General features: G+C 68.2%; 17 protein-coding genes. 8 read left to right on the top strand and 9 right to left on the bottom strand.

Translation table 11 applies throughout. The features are described from left to right. Positions 1-200 precede the first annotated feature (200 nt). Positions 201-1,160 carry an LLM class F420-dependent oxidoreductase gene (locus B141_RS0124430; protein WP_020577816.1) on the top strand — a complete coding sequence of 320 codons (960 nt, stop codon included), beginning with the start codon at positions 201-203 and terminating at the stop codon, positions 1,158-1,160. 41 nt (positions 1,161-1,201) lie between these two features. On the opposite strand, the gene B141_RS0124425 is transcribed toward B141_RS0124430, so the two are convergent. Both B141_RS0124425 and B141_RS0124420 read right to left on the bottom strand, forming a co-directional pair. Further along, positions 1,202-3,082, bottom strand: a complete 1,881-nt coding sequence (locus tag B141_RS0124425) for an acyl-CoA dehydrogenase (protein ID WP_020577815.1) — start codon at positions 3,080-3,082, stop codon at positions 1,202-1,204. 163 nt (positions 3,083-3,245) lie between these two features. Continuing rightward, positions 3,246-3,869 carry a TetR/AcrR family transcriptional regulator gene (locus tag B141_RS0124420; protein ID WP_020577814.1) on the bottom strand — a complete coding sequence of 208 codons (624 nt, stop codon included), beginning with the start codon at positions 3,867-3,869 and terminating at the stop codon, positions 3,246-3,248. 229 nt (positions 3,870-4,098) lie between these two features. On the opposite strand from B141_RS0124420, the gene B141_RS0124415 reads away from it, so the two are divergent. Further along, positions 4,099-5,040, top strand: a complete 942-nt coding sequence (locus B141_RS0124415) for an ABC transporter permease family protein (protein WP_020577813.1) — start codon at positions 4,099-4,101, stop codon at positions 5,038-5,040. A 318-nt stretch (positions 5,041-5,358) separates the two neighbouring features. Here B141_RS0124415 and B141_RS0124410 read toward each other — a convergent pair whose 3' ends face one another. After that, positions 5,359-5,766, bottom strand: coding sequence for a RidA family protein (locus B141_RS0124410; RefSeq protein ID WP_020577812.1), 408 nt, complete (start codon positions 5,764-5,766; stop codon positions 5,359-5,361). A gap of 3 nt (positions 5,767-5,769) precedes the next feature. Beyond that, positions 5,770-6,375: a TetR/AcrR family transcriptional regulator gene (locus B141_RS0124405; protein ID WP_020577811.1), complete on the bottom strand. Its 606-nt coding sequence runs from the start codon at positions 6,373-6,375 to the stop codon at positions 5,770-5,772. Between the two features lie 128 nt (positions 6,376-6,503). On the opposite strand from B141_RS0124405, the gene B141_RS0124400 reads away from it, so the two are divergent. The 4 genes from B141_RS0124400 (at position 6,504) to B141_RS0124385 (ending at position 9,449) form a co-directional block, all read left to right on the top strand. Next, positions 6,504-7,067 carry a GNAT family N-acetyltransferase gene (locus tag B141_RS0124400; protein ID WP_020577810.1) on the top strand — a complete coding sequence of 188 codons (564 nt, stop codon included), beginning with the start codon at positions 6,504-6,506 and terminating at the stop codon, positions 7,065-7,067. Between the two features lie 57 nt (positions 7,068-7,124). Further along, positions 7,125-7,715, top strand: a complete 591-nt coding sequence (locus tag B141_RS46030) for a pyridoxamine 5'-phosphate oxidase family protein (protein WP_084678491.1) — start codon at positions 7,125-7,127, stop codon at positions 7,713-7,715. Positions 7,716-7,803: 88 nt separating this feature from the next. Next, positions 7,804-8,760: a ribose-phosphate diphosphokinase gene (locus B141_RS0124390; protein WP_026257546.1), complete on the top strand. Its 957-nt coding sequence runs from the start codon at positions 7,804-7,806 to the stop codon at positions 8,758-8,760. 5 nt (positions 8,761-8,765) lie between these two features. Further along, entirely contained in the window at positions 8,766-9,449 is a 684-nt protein-coding gene (locus tag B141_RS0124385; protein ID WP_020577807.1) for a Type 1 glutamine amidotransferase-like domain-containing protein, read from the top strand. A gap of 53 nt (positions 9,450-9,502) precedes the next feature. Here B141_RS0124385 and B141_RS0124380 read toward each other — a convergent pair whose 3' ends face one another. From B141_RS0124380 to B141_RS0124370, 3 genes are all read right to left on the bottom strand, one after another. Further along, positions 9,503-10,045: a DUF2231 domain-containing protein gene (locus tag B141_RS0124380; RefSeq protein ID WP_020577806.1), complete on the bottom strand. Its 543-nt coding sequence runs from the start codon at positions 10,043-10,045 to the stop codon at positions 9,503-9,505. A 132-nt stretch (positions 10,046-10,177) separates the two neighbouring features. Further along, positions 10,178-11,476, bottom strand: coding sequence for a sensor histidine kinase (locus B141_RS42465; protein ID WP_020577805.1), 1,299 nt, complete (start codon positions 11,474-11,476; stop codon positions 10,178-10,180). Positions 11,477-11,515: 39 nt separating this feature from the next. Further along, the gene (locus B141_RS0124370; RefSeq protein WP_237742793.1) at positions 11,516-12,367 is read right to left on the bottom strand and encodes a response regulator transcription factor; all 852 of its coding nucleotides are present in this window, start codon (positions 12,365-12,367) and stop codon (positions 11,516-11,518) included. A gap of 277 nt (positions 12,368-12,644) precedes the next feature. Here B141_RS0124370 and B141_RS0124360 point away from each other — a divergent pair, with 277 nt between their 5' ends. Then, positions 12,645-13,142 (top strand): GNAT family N-acetyltransferase, encoded by a 498-nt coding sequence (locus B141_RS0124360; RefSeq protein ID WP_020577802.1) that lies wholly within the window; start codon positions 12,645-12,647, stop codon positions 13,140-13,142. Here the strand turns inward: B141_RS0124360 and B141_RS49560 are convergent. Further along, positions 13,072-13,644 (bottom strand): GNAT family N-acetyltransferase, encoded by a 573-nt coding sequence (locus B141_RS49560; RefSeq protein ID WP_157181242.1) that lies wholly within the window; start codon positions 13,642-13,644, stop codon positions 13,072-13,074. The genes B141_RS0124360 and B141_RS49560 overlap by 71 nt on opposite strands. Positions 13,645-13,683: 39 nt before the next feature. Here B141_RS49560 and B141_RS49555 point away from each other — a divergent pair, with 39 nt between their 5' ends. After that, positions 13,684-14,502 carry a carbon-nitrogen hydrolase family protein gene (locus B141_RS49555; RefSeq protein ID WP_157181241.1) on the top strand — a complete coding sequence of 273 codons (819 nt, stop codon included), beginning with the start codon at positions 13,684-13,686 and terminating at the stop codon, positions 14,500-14,502. 58 nt (positions 14,503-14,560) lie between these two features. On the opposite strand, the gene B141_RS0124350 is transcribed toward B141_RS49555, so the two are convergent. Continuing rightward, positions 14,561-15,256: a formylglycine-generating enzyme family protein gene (locus B141_RS0124350; RefSeq protein ID WP_020577800.1), complete on the bottom strand. Its 696-nt coding sequence runs from the start codon at positions 15,254-15,256 to the stop codon at positions 14,561-14,563. Positions 15,257-15,426: the final 170 nt, after the last annotated feature.

Raw genomic sequence — 15,426 nt, 5'->3', positions numbered from 1 at the left:
ACTCGAGGAGGGCCGGCTTTTGGGTCGGGGGCACCCTTGTGCGAAAGAGTCGTACAAGGGTGCCCCCGACGCAACGCTCTCGCAGGCGTTTCTCCTGGGCTCACCGGCGGTATGGGCAAGCTGGCCGGCTTCTTCGCCAGATCGTTAGCCGGCACGTAATGTCGAAGGGGTCCTGCTTCAGGTGAGAGGAGAGCACGCTCGTGCCCGTCACGCGTTTCGGTTTGCAGATCCCGCTCTTCACCTATCCCGGTGTGCCTGACAACCAGCTGTTCGAGCGGGTCGCCGCGATCGCCAAGACCGGCGAGGAATCTGGCTTCGATTCCATCTGGGTGATGGACCACTTCTACCAGTTGCCCATGCTGGGTTCGGCTGACGAGCCGATGCTTGAGTCGTACACCCTGCTCGGTGCCCTGGCCGCGCGCACCTCCACTGCCAGGCTCGGCACGATGGTCACCGGTGTCACCTACCGCAACCCCGCCTTGCTCGCCAAGATTGTGACGACTCTCGACGTGATCTCGGCTGGTCGGGCGATCCTCGGGATTGGTGCCGCCTGGAATGACGTTGAGCACAAGGGGTACGGCTTTGACTTCCCGTCGACCCGCGAGCGGATGGATCGGCTGGAGGAGGCCCTGCGGATCTGCCGGGCGATGTTTACCGAGGAGAGCCCGAGTTTCTCGGGAAGTCACTACAGGATTGTCGACGCCTTAAACGTCCCGCGGCCGGTCACGCCGGGTGGTCCGCCGATCCTCATCGGCGGCAGCGGGGAGAAACGCACCCTGCGGCTGGTCGCGGAGTACGGCGACGCGTCCAACCTCTTCGGCGACGTACCGACGATCAGGCACAAACTCGCTGTCCTGGCAAGGCATTGCGAGGATGTGGGCCGCGACCCGGCCGAGATCACGAACACCAAACTCGCCACCCTCGTCATCGCGCCGACCGCGAAGGAGGCCGAACGCAAGGCCGCGTTCGTTCTCGACCATTTCGGAAGGGACGAAGAGGCGTTTCGGGCGACGGCGATCGCGGGTGAACCCGACCGGGTGGTCGAGCAGGTGCAAGAGTACCTTGACGCTGGCCTGGACGGCTTGCTTTTCAACCTGCCTGACGCTCAGGATCTCGACATCGTCCGCCTCGCTGGCGAAACCCTTTCCAGGCTTGCCTGACGTCTAGGTAGGTCGCCCCGACCGGGCCAGCGCCGTCAGGGTCAGAACGCTTCTTCGGGAAGGGCCATCAGGTCGTTCGTCGTCGACTCGGCGATGGTTCGCTCGGCGGAAAGCTTGGGCAGGACCTGCGTGCAGAACCACCGCGCGGCGGCCACCTTCCCTTCATAGAAGGCAACGTCGTCGGCGGCGACCGGGCCGTTGGTGGGGGAGAGCCGGGCCAGGGCCACTTCCGCCTTACGCAGCAGGAGCCACGCGCACACCACGTCGCCCAGTGCGAGGAGCATCCGGGTGGTGTTCTGGCCGACCTTGTAGAGGTTCGCCGGGTCGCCGTTCGCGCCGGGTTGTGCGCTCATCAGGAAGCCCGCCATCGCAGCGACAATCGCCTGCACGTCCTCAAGGGCCTTGCCCAGAAGGCCGCGCTCGACCCTGAGCTCGTCGTTGCCCGCGTCGGACTTCACGAACGCCTGGATCTCCGACGCCAGCTTGCCGAGCGCCTGACCCTGGTCGCGCACGATCTTGCGGAAGAACAGGTCCAGACCCTGGATCGCCGTCGTACCTTCGTACAACGTGTCGATCTTGGCGTCGCGGACGTACTGCTCGATCGGGTAGTCCTGAAGAAATCCCGAACCCCCCAACGTTTGCAGGGATTCCGAGCCGAGCAGCACCCACGCGCGCTCCGAACCGTAGCCCTTGACGATCGGCAGCAGCAGGTCGTTGAGCCCGGCGGCGGACTCGTCGGGGGTGCCGGACCTCTCGCCGAGCTCGACCGCGTCCTGAACGGACGCGGCGTACAACACCAACGCCCGCATGCCTTCGGCGTACGCCTTCTGGGTAAGGAGAGAACGCCGCACATCCGGATGATGGGTGATCGGCACCCGCGGCGCGGACTTGTCGGTCATCCGGGTCAGGTCGGCGCCCTGGACCCGCGACCGCGCGTACTCCAGGGCGGTGAGGTAACCGCTGGACAGCGTGGCGATCGCCTTGGTGCCCACCAGCATCCGGGCGTACTCGATGATCTGGAACATCTGCCGGATGCCGTCGTGAACGTCGCCCAGCAGATAGCCGACAGCCGGTTGGCCGTTTCCGACCTGCGGGTCTCCAAACGTCAGCTCGCACGTCGTGGAGACCTTCAGGCCCATCTTGTGCTCGACATTCGTGGCAAAGACGCCGTTGCGGTCGCCGAGCTCGCCGGTGTCGAGGTCGACGTGGTACTTGGGTACGACAAACAGCGAGAGGCCCTTCGTACCCGCCCCGCCCGCACCCTCGACACCCACCGGTCGGGCGAGGACGAAGTGGATGATGTTCTCCGACAGGTCGTGCTCGCCGCCGGTGATGAACCGCTTGACGCCCTCGACGTGCCACGACCCGTCGGGCTGCGGGTGGGCCTTGGCCCGCCCGGCCCCGACGTCTGACCCGGCGTCCGGCTCGGTGAGGACCATGGTGGCGGTCCAGCGGCGGTCGATCATGAGCTGGGCCAGGCGCTTCTGGTCGGGCGTGCCGTTGCGCCAGAGCGCGGTGGCGAAGCGGGGCCCGCTGGCGTACATGAACAACGCGGGGTTGGCGCCCAGCGACAGCTCCGAGGCCGCCCAGCGCAACGACGGCGGGCAGGGCTGGCCGCCGATCGCGGGATCGATCTCCAGGCGCCACCACTCGGCGTCGATCCAGGCCTGGTAGCTCGCCCTGAAGGCGTCGCCGACATGGACGCTGTGGGTGGACGGATCGTACGCCGGTGGGTGGCGGTCAGCTTCCTCGAAGGATGCCGCCACTTCCTCGCGGGCGAGCCGGTCGAGCTCGCCGAGGATGCTCCGCGCGGTGTCGGGGTCGATGTCGGCGTACGGGCCGGAGCCCAGGATGGCGTCGCGTTCGAGGACGTCGAAGAGCGTGAACTCGATGTCGCGAAGGTTGCTCTTGTAGTGGCTCATGGCGCTCCCTTGAGACGCGGGCCGGGTCGTACCGAGACCGACCATGACCGGACCACGAATGCTACCTGCGAGTAACTTCGGCCTCCCCATGGTGCGCTTCTCAGGCCGGACCGCACAAGTCGGACGCCAATGTGAGCCGCGTCACGGAGCCTTTCTGGCTACTTCAGGCGGGTTCGTCGTCGGCCTCGGTGCTCAGGTGGCCCCCGACGAGACCGCGGATGGCCTGCCCGACCATGCGGGCGTCGACGTCGCCGAAGAGAACCTTCTGGAGCATGAAGCCGGGGAACATCCCGACGAGGATGGGGGCGACGTCCTCGGCCGGAACGCTCGGACTGATCTCCCCGCGTTCCTGGTAGGCGCGGACGAGGCGCACCGCGAGCCCGCGGATGGTGAGGACGAGCTCGCGGAGGCGTTCGGTGAGTTCGGGCGAACGGATGGCCTCGCTCCAGAGCTGGATCGCCATCCTCGCGATGCCGTACTCGTCGTCCATCCGCTGGATGGTGCTGGTCACCTGCGTGAACGCCTCGTCGAGCGGCGGCGGGGGGTCAGCCTCGAGGACGGGTTCGAACGCCGCGCGGATCTGGCCGATGGCGTCGGCCGCGATGGCTCCTATCAGGTCTTCCTTACTCGGGAAGTACCGATAGACGGCGCCCGCCGACAGTTGCGCCTCCCGCAGGATGTCCTGCATCGACGTCGCGTGGAAGCCGTTGCGGGTGAAGCAGCGGCGGGCGGCGTCGAGGATCTGCTGGCGGCGACTGTCGAGGTACTGCTGGGAGACGCGGGGCATAACCGCAACCTAAAACGAACGTTCCTTCTTGACAATCATGTGGTGTCGCGAGCACGCTGGGCGACAACTAAAAGAACAATCATTCGCTTTGGGAAGGGATCCCATGGCATCGAACCCGGACGCCACCGCAGGCCCCGCCGAGCACGCTGGGGGACCCACCGCCGCCCGTCCAATGGAGCCGCATGTTGCGGGACACTCCGCCGCGCGCCAGGGGCGGAGGCTGCTCGGCGTGACGTTGCTCGTCCCCGTCCTCGCCGCGGTCGCACTGCTGATGTTCGTCTGGCCGGCCGCCCGGATGGCGCCGCACGACCTGCCCATCGGCGTGGCCGGGCCCGCACAGGCGACGGGCGTACTCACCGAGCGACTGTCGGCAGTAGGGTCCGGCGCGTTCGAGATTCATCAGTACGCCGACGAGGCCGCGGCGCGGTCTGCCATCCAGGACCGTGAGGTCTACGGCGCCCTGGTGGCCGGGCCGAGCGGCATGACCGTCCTCACGGCGTCAGCGGCCAGCCCGCTGGTTGCCCAACTGCTCACCCAGGCGGTGACGGCTGAGGCCGGGGGTGCGGGGGACGCCGGGGCAATGCCGCGGATCGTCGACGTCGTACCCACCACTCCCGACGACCCGCGGGGCGGCGTGCTCAACGCGTCCCTGCTGCCGCTGGTGCTTGGTGGCCTGCTGGGCGGCGTTCTCCTGGCCACCGTCACCCGGCCGGGTCTCGGGCAGTCCGTCGCGCTGGTTCTGGTCGCCGCGCTGGTCGGGCTCGCGGCGACGGGGATCGCGCAAGGCTGGCTTGACGCATTCCGGGGCGACTGGTGGGTCAACGCGGGCGTCCTCGGGCTGACCGTCCTCGCGATCGGGTCGGCTGTGGCCGGGCTCGCGGCGCTCTTCGGGCGGGTCGGCATGGGGCTTGGGGCGGCACTCATGATGCTCGTCGGCAATCCGTTCTCAGGTGTCACCTCCGCGCCCGAACTCCTGCCACGGTGGGCGGGCATCACCGGGCAGTTGCTGCCGCCGGGAGCGGGCGGGACGTTGCTGCGGAGCACGGCGTTCTTTGACGGCGCGACCGCTCTTCGGCCCCTGACGGTCCTTTGTGCGTGGACGGTGTTCGGGCTCGCCGCCGTCTTCCTCGGCGCTCTGTGGCGAGGCCGCCCGGCGGCCGGGGGCTCGTGACGCGCTGGTGATCATGAAGCCAAATGGGGCTATGTATGCCTCCCGAAAACCTTCATGATCATGATCACAGGCGCCGGAGCCGGACCAGTGTGACCGGGCAGCTCTGGGGCTAGGGCGTGCCCCGTAGTTCTTCGTTGAGGCCTTACTTTGAGGTCAATCCAGGGGGTTGTCTCACATTGCGTACACCTGGCGGGCACCTCACATGGCTAGCACCTGCCTTGCATGGCGTCCATGCCATGTGAAGCCCGTAATGACCACGTACACGTGATCATTACGGGGGACAGGCCTCCACCGAAAGCCTGACCTACAGGACACGCCCTAGTCGGGGAGCGCCACGATGGCGTCCACCTCCATGAGGAACCCCGGCCGGAACAACCCCGCCACCTGGATCAGCGTGCTCGCCGGGCGCGGCTGGTCGTCCCGGAGTGCGAGGACCTCGTCGCGAACGTCGCGGATCACCTGGACCTGCGCGGCGTCCAACACGTACCACGTGAAGCGCACGACGTAAGACCAGTCGGCGCCGAGCGCGTCAAGGACGCGTTGCAGGTTGTGCAGTGCCTGCCGGGTCTGAGTGGCGAGGTCGCCGGGCCCGACCAGGTTGCCGTCGACGTCGGTCGCGACCTGACCCGACACGAAGGCGAGCCGCCCCGACACCGTGACGGCGTGGGCGTACCTGAGGCCGGGCACCACGCCAGGCACGTCAGTCAGGTGGTCGTGGATGGGCATGCGTCAATCTCCGATCGCGGGATGAGTGGGGAGCCCGGCGAGGAACTGCTCGAGCAGCGAGGTCTGCCGGGCCGGGGGAAACCTGTCGGGGTCGAAGAGGGCCTGGACCACCAGCCCATGAGTGAACGCCGCGGTAATCGTGACGATGTCGTCCGGGTCGGCCTTGGCCGGCAGCTCACCCAGACGCTGGGCGGCTTCGACGTGCGGCCGGAGCTTGGCCCGCCAGCGGGCGTAGCGTGCGGCCTCGCTGGCGCCCAACTCCGGATCCGCGAGTGCCGCGTCCCAGAAGCTGACCCACACGCGGTTCATCGCGGTGGCCCTAGGTGTGAGAGGGAGTACGTCGAGGAGGGCGGAGCGGAGGGCGGCGAGCCCGTCGGCCACTCCGGCCCGCCGATTCCGGATCACGGTGCGCTCCTGGGTGATCTCGAGCGCATGCCGGACCAGGGCCCGCTTGGTCGGGAAGTAGTGGGTCAGCAGGCCGGTGGACGCACCCATCTCGGCCGCGACCGCGCGCAGGGTGAGGCCGCCGAACCCGTCCCTGGCAAGGACCCGCCAGACCGCTTCGGACACCTCCCGTCGCCGAGCGTCGTGGTCGCCGCGTGCGGGCATGGGCGTCCTTCCCTCCCTGTGGTGGATCCGTCGCGGGGGGTGGGCCCCAACGCAGTTGAGGGTCGGAACCAGCACTGGTGCACTATGGTACGTACCAAACGTTTGTTATGTACGTCAGGAGGGCCCGAATGCTCACCCAGCCGCTCGGTGATGGCGCGGAACTTCGTGCACTGGAGCCCTGGCGGGCCGCTGAGTTCGCGGCGTACCTCGACCGCGTGCGCGCCCACCTCGCTCCGTGGCTGCCCTGGGCGACGACGATCACCGACGAGCCGTCGGCTCGGCAGTGGCTGCAGCGGTACGCCGACGGTCAGGCTCAGGACGGCATCCGGATCTACGGGATCTGGCTCGACGGCGAGCTGGTGGGCGGTGTGCTGTTCCGGATCTTCGACCTACACACCCAGACCTGCGAGATCGGCGTGTGGCTCGCACCCGAGGTCCAGGGGCGCGGACTGATCCTGCGGGCCGCGAGCCACCTGATCGACTGGGCCGTCGGCACCCGCGGCATGGCCCGGGTCGAGTGGCGGGCGGTGTCGAGCAACGTCCGGAGCATCGCCGCCGCCAAGCGGCTCGGGATGTCGCTGGACGGCGTGCTCCGCGAGGCGTCCCCACACCACGGGACCCGGCACGACGTCGAGGTCTGGTCGCTGCTTGCCGGGGAATGGTCGGGGATGCCGTCCGGACAACCGTCCTGACGGAGCGGCGCGACTAGCTCGACGATCTCGTGCCCGCAGCGGTTCACGCTGTGTCTCATGATCGACACTGAGGGGTTCCCGGGCGTGTCACAACACGGGATACTCGGGGCCGTGACGACACCGCGCTGGTCCCGGCCCTCAACTGCGTTGGGCTCCACCCCCACCGCTCTCGCCGCACCGCCGAGGATGTTCGGTTCTGTCGTTCCCTCCGATCTTCTCCCGTGGGGCTGGGCCGAGGAACGCCTCACCGCAGCGCGGAGCTACTGGGTGGCCAGCGTCACCAGCGTCGGGCGTCCCCACGTCAGGCCGGTCTGGGGGGTGTGGTTGCGGGACGCCTTCGTGTTCTCGACGGGATCGCCGGTGGCCGCCGGCAATCTCGCGGACAACACCGAGGTCAGCGTCCACCTCGAAAGCAGCCAGGACGCCGTCATCGTCGAAGGAACCGGCGAACGCCTGACCGGTCCCGACGACCTGCGGGAGTACGTCCACGCCACCAACGAGAAGTACGACCACAACTCCTACGTGGTCGGGGACGGGGTGGCCGCGCCGGGCATCCCGCCGGGTCCGGCGTTCCGGATCAACCCGCGGGCGGTCTTCGGTTGGGATGCCGACCTTCGCAACCCGACCCGGTGGACCTGGCCGAGGTAGGCCGCACCGGGTCGCATCCCACCAGCTAGTCTGGCCCCGGCCGAGCGGCGTTCGACAGGGCAGGAACGGCGAATTCACCATGTGGCGGATGCGGGAGATTGGCGTCTTCACTGGCAGTGCACACCCGGAACTTGCCGAGGAGATCTGCCTGAACCTTGGCGTGGATCTGTCGCCGGCGCATATCCAGCGGTTCAGCAACGACTGCCTGCTGGTCCAGCTCGGGGCGAACTGCCGGCAGCGCGACATCTACCTCGTCCAGCCGATCGTGCCGCCGGTTCAGGAGCACCTGATGGAGCTCCTGCTCATGCTCGACGCGGCCCGGGGTGCGTCGGCGGCGCACATCACCGCCGTGATCCCGCACTACGCGTACGCGCGTTCAGACAAGAAGGACGCGCCGAGGATCTCGATCGGCGGGCGGCTGGTGGCTGACCTGCTGGCGACCGCGGGTGCCAGCCGCGTCCTCACCATGGCGCTCCACGCCCCGCAGGTGCACGGCTTCTTCAGTATCCCGGTGGACCACCTCACCGCCATCGGCGAACTCGCGCAGCATTTCGTGGGACGCGACCTGAGCAACACGGTCGTCGTCTCACCGGACCTCGGAAACGCCAAGCCGGCCACGCAGTTCGCCCGGCTCCTCAACCTGCCGGTGGCGGCCGGAAGCAAGCAGCGGTTGGCAGATGACCGGGTGGTCATCGACGCGATCGTGGGGGACGTGGACGGCAAGAACGTCATCGTGCTCGACGACGAGATCGCCACCGCAGGGACGCTCATCGAACTCCTCGACCGCCTGCGCGAACGCCGCGTCCGAAAGATCTCCCTCGCCTGCACCCACGGGTTGTTCACCGGCAAGGCGATCCAGCGGCTGGCCGCCCAGGACGACATCGAAGAGATCGTCACCACCAACACCGTCCCGCTGGCTCCTGAGAAACTTCTGCCGACCATGGACGTACGCTCGGTCGCGCCGCTCTTCGCCGAGGCGATCCGGCGTATTCACCTGGGCGAATCGGTCAGCAGTCTCTTTGTCAGCCCGGCCACGGAAGGATGAGGGCGGTGACTGGGAAGGTGTTTCTCGCCGGCGGCGGGGGCGCTGCGGACTCGCGCCCGCTGGATGAGCGTTTCGCGGCGACCATCGGCTCCGGCCCGTTGTCGTACTGGCCGGTGGCGCTCGATCCGCACACCCACGACTACGCCGCCTGCCTGTCGTGGCTGCGCGGTGTCTATCGACCTCTCGGCGTTCGCCACATCACGATGTGGACCGGCAACGGAAGGATCTCGCCCGGAGACTTCCGCGGCATCTACATCGGCGGCGGCAACACCTACAGCCTGCTGTCGATCGTCCACCGCTTCGGGCTCCTTGACGCGCTGCGAGAGTACGTCGCGGCCGGCGGTGCGGTCTTCGGCGGCAGCGCCGGCGCCGCGTTGCTGGGCGCCGACATCACCACCATCGCCCATCTCGACCGCAATGACGTGGGCCTTGAGGACACTCGCGGCACCGACCTCGCCGCCGGCTGCGGAGTCTTCGTCCACCACCGCGACTCCGACCTTCCCCGGGAGAGCGTCTGGGTGGCGAGCCAGCGCCGCCCGGTGATCGCGCTCACGGAACGGTCGAACGCCATCATCACCGGCAGTGCCATCACGGCGGTCGGCATCGACCCGGTTGTGCTCGTGAACAGCAGTGGACACAAGACGCTCGCGCCCGGTGCGACGTCGTACGACGGTCTCGCTGTGCAGTAGCGCTCGAGCGGCGCGCCGCCGGGCCGCCGGCTCGGTAGCCAGGCGAGGCCCGGTCAGCCGCCGTGCGGTGCGGGTTTGACGTACTCCTCATCGCCCCACACCGCCCGGGCGCCCGCGTCGCCGATACGTACGACCTGGATCGTCGTACCCACTGACAGCAGCACCGCGGTGGCGGCGAGGAGAACGGTGAGTGGGCGTACCCATCCCGCGACCCGCGGCCGTGCTCGGCTTGCGGTCATCGCGCCCGGCCCCTCGGCCCGCGACCGCCGGTGCTGGTAGAGGTCGAGGGCGTTGAGGACCGCCACCGCCACCAGCAATGGTGCGACGAAGATCAGCAGTTCACCTCCGAGGTCGGCGTGCCGGGCGATCGCCTCGCTGGGCTCGAGGCGGTCACGCAGACCCTCGCCGGTCTCGGTGGCCAGCGGGACCGAGCCCACGGCGACGGCCGTCACTGCCACGACGAGCCAGCCGTAGCGGCGGCGGGCCGCCGGCCACAGGGAGATGACGACCGAGCCGAGGGCGGCGAGGGGCACGAGGACGACGACGGCGTGAACGATCAACGCGTGGAGAGGCAGACCGCTGATGAACGTGGGCATTTCCGACGAGCCTTCCGGACGTCACGGTTCCTTGCGTGGCGCGGCTTCCTTACGAGCGGGTCTTGAGGGCCGGGACTACTGACGATTGCCGCCAAGATTGGGAGATTTCTTGGAACCGTCCGTGGGCTCGGGCTACGGCCGGGCGTCGGCCTCGGGCTCGGGTAGGGGCGCCGGCGTGGGTGCCGCCACCGCCGGCAGCGTGATCCTGAACGTCGTGCTGGAGCCCGGATCCCCATCCGCGGCGATCTGCCCGTGATGCTGCGCGACGATCTCGCCGACCAGCGCCAGGCCGATCCCGTAGCGCCGCCGGCGCCCGTCCGGTGAGGCGCCGCCGCTGGAGGCGAAGCGTTCGAAGAGCCGGGGCGCGAGTACCGGGTCGATGCCTGGCCCGTCATCGCTGACCTCAAGCACGGCATCGCGATCGTTGGTTGTCACCGTGACGGTGACCGCGTGCTGCGCGTGCCGGATCGCGTTGTCGACGAGTGCGGTCACCGCGCGGCGGAGCGCGACCGGTGTGCCCTCGACGTACACCGCTCCGCCGTCGACCATGGTGAGGCTGACCGATCTGGCGTGCGCGGCCGCCGTACTCGCGGTCACGACGCCGCTGGCCAGCAGGCTCAGGTCGATCGGCTCCGCGCCCTGGGTGGACCGCGGGTCCGCGGCCAGGAGCAGGTCCTCGAGGATCGCCGTGAGATGGTCGCTGTCGGTCACGAGATTCTCGACGTCGGCGAGCGCCTTGTCAGGGTCCCTGCCACGTTGCAGATGCCGCCGGAGGAGCTGCGCCCGCGTGGTGAGGAGCGTGAGGGGAGTACGGAGTTCGTGGCTCGCGTCGGAGACGAAGCGACGCTGCAGGCTGAGCGCGGTCGCGAGCGGCTGGACCGCCCGTACCCCGAGGAGCGCGCCGGCGCCCGCGGCGAGCACGAGCCCGATCACCCCGACAAGGCCGAGAGCCATCACGAGTTGCTGGCGTTCGGCGTTTGCCGAACGCAGGTCGAGGATCCCCTCGATCGTGGTCGCACCCCGGCGTACGGTCTGGATGCGGTAGTCCCGGCCGGCTACCTGGAGCTCGTGCGCCTCGGCGACGCCGGTCCGTGCCGTCCGGGCGAGCGTCGTACCGTCGAAGACGCCGGCGGGCAGACCTTTCGTGATCTCACGTCCGTCGGCGTTCTGCAGGACGAGCCACATCCCGGCCGGCGGATCGTCCGCGTCCTCTGCGCGCTGCACCGCGTTGACGAGGAGGGCGTCGGCGGCCTGGTGCTGGCTGCGCAGCACGACGACCAGGGCCACGCCGACGAGCACCGCGACGACCGCGGCGACGATCAGCGCGGCCTGCAGTCCGAGCCGGATGGCGGTACGGCGCAGCAGGGCGGACTCAGGCGTCGGGGCCGGCGCTGTCGGCCGGGCAGGCCAGCGCCAGAACGAACGCTTCACGGGCTTCCTCATCGGCGGGTCACGTGGCGGCACCGGCCGTCAGGTTGGCGGGCAGTCCAGCCGGTAGCCCCGCCCCCGGATCGTGCACACGATCGAACGGCCGAGCTTACGGCGCAGATAGTGGACGTACGTGTCGACGATGACCTCGCTTTCGGCCTCGGGGAAGACCCGGGCCAGGAGTTCGGCGCGGCTGAAGATCCGCGCGGGATGCGCTGCCAGCATCGCCAGCAGGTCGCATTCGCGCTGCGAGAGCCGCACCGGGGGTGCGGGTGGCGTAGGGGCGGCTGCCGGGACGCGGACCTCGCGGCTGTCAAGGTCGAGTTGGCGGTCGCCCAGCGGCAGGATACGTGCGGTGTCGAGGTGCCGGCGGCGAAGGGCGCGTAAACGGGCCAGCAGCTCGGCGACGTCGAACGGCTTGGCCAGGTAGTCCTCGGCGCCAGCGTCCAGGCCCTCAACCCGGTCGGCCGGGTCGCCGAGCGCCGACAGGATGAGTGTGGGTGTCGTGACCCCGCTGCGGCGGAGCCGACCCAGCAGGTCCAGCCCGTCGATGGCCGGAAGGCACCGATCAACGACGATGATGTCGTACGAATGGGACAAAGCACGGTGAAGCCCCGCCTGCCCGTCACGGGCCGTGTCGACCGCGTACCCCTCCTCGCCGAGCAGACCGGCCAGCATCTCGACGAGCGAGGGATCATCCTCGACCAGCAGGAGAGGCACGGGTGGAGTTCCGGGTGTTCCAGACGGGCCGGGGGTAGCGGGCGTTCCGGGCATTGCGGAGGGGTTGGGCGTTCCGGAGGGGCCGGGGATGCCGGCGGTGCTGAATCCGTGCTCCACGTACCTCTCCTCGTCGTCGCACCGAGTCTTACCCGAGAGCTGTGGAGGCTTGTCCATGCCCTGACCCGGAAAGTCTCCACTGCTTTTGCGACAGCCGAGTCCAGCGAACGCCGCACGGGAGCGCGGGGACGACCGAGATGGTCGCAGATAGTGTCGAGATCGTGACTGATGTGGACCTGGTCCTGGGGAGCCCACGCGGCCGGCGGTTCTGCGTGGAGGTCGCGGCTACTGGTGGCGGGCGGCCGATATTGCGTGGCGCGGGTGGCCGTTCGTTTGTAGCTTTCTGGATTGCGTTCCTCGGGTCGGCGGCTCTCCTCGAAAGCAGGCGCACGCGGTGATCTCCATCCGTCCGTACCAACCATCCGATCGGCCCCACCTCCGGACCCTGCACGATCGGGTGTGGCCAGCGTGGCACAAGGGACCCGAGCCTCCCTATTGGTTCACCGATCTGGAACGCGTCGAAGAGTGCTATGAGGCATTCTGGGTCGCCGTGGATCAGCGCGGCGACGCGGACGTGCTGGTAGGAATGGTCGGCGCGGATCTTCCTGGTCCGGATGTGCCGGCGAGCCTGACCAGCGGCAGGACGAAGGTCGTCCATCTCAGCCGGATGCGGATCGCGCCCGAATGCCAGCGACAAGGTGTTGGGCTCCGACTCTGCAGAATGCTGATCGAATGGGCCCACGACAGCGGCCAGGAAGCGGTGATCACCAACACGCCGTCCAACAATCCGTCGGCACGTGCGTTGTACCGCAAGGTCGGCTTTACAGAGGTGGGTACGTCGGTGGTGGGCCCGGCGGAACTGATGTGGTTTGATCAGCCGATGGTTCGGTAGGTCCTACGCGTGGACGTTGCGGTCGACCGAGGCTGTTCCGGAACGAAATCTGGTGTCCGTTGTCACGAATTCCGCCGTCTCGGCGCCAGCCCATCGCCTCATAGAAACGCTGGCCACGGTCGTACCCACTGAGCGTCCAGAGAATTCCCTCGGTGAAGCCGGCCTCCACAATTCCTTCCAGTGCGGTACGCATGAGCGCTGTGCCGACACCCGAACGCCAGTAGGCCGGGTCGACCGCAATGGTGTCGAGTTCTCCGAGCGTGGGATCGATCGGGTCGCGACTGGGGCCGATGCCGACGAAGCCAGCCAGGAATTCATCGAGTTCCGCGACCCACCAGCGGGTCCTTCCTCCGGAGAGTTCGTTCCTCCAGCGTTCGACGCGTGCGCTGTCGACGGTGATGACGGGCATGAGGGAACCGAATCCAGCGTTCCAGGAGTCAACGTATATCCGCACGATTCGCGGCGCGTCGTCCGCATGCGCTGGCCGAACTATGAGGTCCATGCCCACCAGTGTGCCGCAGGCTTCACTACCCTCACTTCGATGAGGGTTGCCGCGTACCAAGCACCGTATCTTCCGTTCGGGTCCATGGAGGCCATCGAACTCATTCGACGCCAGCTCGCGGAGTGCGAGGCACGCGATGTCGACATCCTCTGCTGTCCAGAGGCGGTCATCGGTGGCTTGGCGCACGAATCCGATGGGCAGTCGCCGTACGACGTGGCCATCCAGGCAGACAACGGTGAGCTGGCCGAGGTGGTCGCGCCCCTTCTGGATACGGCTGTCAGCGTCGTTGTCGGTTTTACGGAACGCGATGCTTCCGGGCGCCACTTCAGCTCTGCTGCTCTCCTTGACGGAGGTCGGGTGGCGGGGGTCTACCGAAAGGTCTATCCGGGTTACCGCACGGTGATTCAGGCTGGCGAAAGCTTGCCGGTCTTCCGGAGGGGATCGACGGCGTTCGGAATCATTGTGTGTAACGACATCTGGTACGTCGAACCCGCGCGGATCATCGCGGAGGCGGGCGCGGCGCTTCTCTTCGTTCCCACGAACAGCGGACATCTGAAGAGCCCCTCCACGTCGCTGCGGGCACGAGCACGTAACCTGCCGATCGCGCGTGCGGTGGAGAACTCCATCACCGTTGTGGCCGCGGACATCGCCGGCCGTCAGGGAGATCGGCTCGCCTGTGGCTCATCGGCGATTGTCGATCCCGATGGGATCGTGCTCGCGCAGGCGGGGTCGTCCGGTGATCAGCTGGTGATCGCGGACGTCGAGCCGCAGCGGCGTCGTGCACGCGATCCACGAGGGTGGGACGGCGCTAACAATCCTGCCGTGACGGATGCGTTCCTTCGCCTTTGGCGCCGGTAAAGCGACGGCTGAGCAGGGACCCGGTTCGACCTTGGGCGGCGCTCGCGGGGACTCGGGTTCAGGCCGCGCCAGAGCGGGCGATGCGGAACCCCACATCGTCGGTGCGGAACGTCGGGTGGCTCCGGCGCCGCACGGAGGCTCGGCAACTCCAGTGTTCGTCGAACCATCCGCCGCCGCGAAGGACCCGGTAGGTGCCGTAAACCTCGGTGTCGTAGAAGTCCCAGCACCAGTCCCAAACGTTGCCGAGCATGTCGTGGAATCCCCAGGCGTTGGGCCGCTTGCCGCCCACCTCGTGGATTCGTTCGTCCGAGTTGCCGCGGTACCACGCGATCTCGTCGAGCGGGCCGTAACGCGGACCCGTCGTGCCGGCGCGGCAGGCGTACTCCCACTCGGCCTCGGTGGGCAGGCGGTACCCATCGGTGGATTCGTCCCACTCGACATTCTCGCCGACGGGATCGAGATGGTACGCCGGTGCCAGCCCCGCGCGTTCGGACAATGCGTTGCAGAACCGGACCGCGTCCCACCAGGAGACGCCCTCGACGGGCAACTGATCTCCGTGAGCTGAGCTCGGCCGCTGGCCGGTGACCTGTGCGTACTGGGCCTGGGTGACGGGGAACGCGGCGAGATGGTACGGCGCAAGCTCGACCAACCAGCTGCGCTGCGTCCGACGGTCGGACAGCGTCACCTTGCCGGACGGGACGGCGATCATGGCGCCGGCGTTCGTGTCCAGGGGCAGCCGATCCAGGGGAGGCACGCATGGACCGTATCAATGGGAGGATCGCCGAACACTCACCATCCTGGGCCCCTGACCTCGGCCTAGGTCCGGATGGGGCGTTGGTTGATGTCGATCCAGGGTGGGGGTATGTATTCGGGTCTGCCGTTTGGTCCCATGCGGACTTGCCAGTCGCTGTTGTGGATGAGGTT

It is taken from the genome of Actinopolymorpha alba DSM 45243, assembly GCF_000373925.1.
Lineage (GTDB): Bacteria > Actinomycetota > Actinomycetes > Propionibacteriales > Actinopolymorphaceae > Actinopolymorpha > Actinopolymorpha alba.
The sequence above is the reverse complement of the archived record's forward strand: the minus strand, read 5'-3'. Positions and strand labels throughout refer to the sequence as shown.

What these genes read in the sequence shown, in the direction of transcription:
- B141_RS49555 (WP_157181241.1), top strand. Translation starts at nt 13,684, where the DNA reads ATGAGGGTTGCCGCGTACCAAGCACCGTATCTTCCGTTCGGGTCCATG.
- B141_RS0124425 (WP_020577815.1), bottom strand. Translation starts at nt 3,082, where the DNA reads ATGAGCCACTACAAGAGCAACCTTCGCGACATCGAGTTCACGCTCTTC.
- B141_RS0124400 (WP_020577810.1), top strand. Translation starts at nt 6,504, where the DNA reads ATGCTCACCCAGCCGCTCGGTGATGGCGCGGAACTTCGTGCACTGGAG.
- B141_RS49560 (WP_157181242.1), bottom strand. Translation starts at nt 13,644, where the DNA reads ATGGACCTCATAGTTCGGCCAGCGCATGCGGACGACGCGCCGCGAATC.
- B141_RS0124370 (WP_237742793.1), bottom strand. Translation starts at nt 12,367, where the DNA reads ATGGACAAGCCTCCACAGCTCTCGGGTAAGACTCGGTGCGACGACGAG.
- B141_RS0124380 (WP_020577806.1), bottom strand. Translation starts at nt 10,045, where the DNA reads ATGCCCACGTTCATCAGCGGTCTGCCTCTCCACGCGTTGATCGTTCAC.
- B141_RS0124410 (WP_020577812.1), bottom strand. Translation starts at nt 5,766, where the DNA reads ATGCCCATCCACGACCACCTGACTGACGTGCCTGGCGTGGTGCCCGGC.
- B141_RS0124390 (WP_026257546.1), top strand. Translation starts at nt 7,804, where the DNA reads ATGCGGGAGATTGGCGTCTTCACTGGCAGTGCACACCCGGAACTTGCC.
- B141_RS46030 (WP_084678491.1), top strand. Translation starts at nt 7,125, where the DNA reads ATGATCGACACTGAGGGGTTCCCGGGCGTGTCACAACACGGGATACTC.
- B141_RS0124405 (WP_020577811.1), bottom strand. Translation starts at nt 6,375, where the DNA reads ATGCCCGCACGCGGCGACCACGACGCTCGGCGACGGGAGGTGTCCGAA.
- B141_RS0124420 (WP_020577814.1), bottom strand. Translation starts at nt 3,869, where the DNA reads ATGCCCCGCGTCTCCCAGCAGTACCTCGACAGTCGCCGCCAGCAGATC.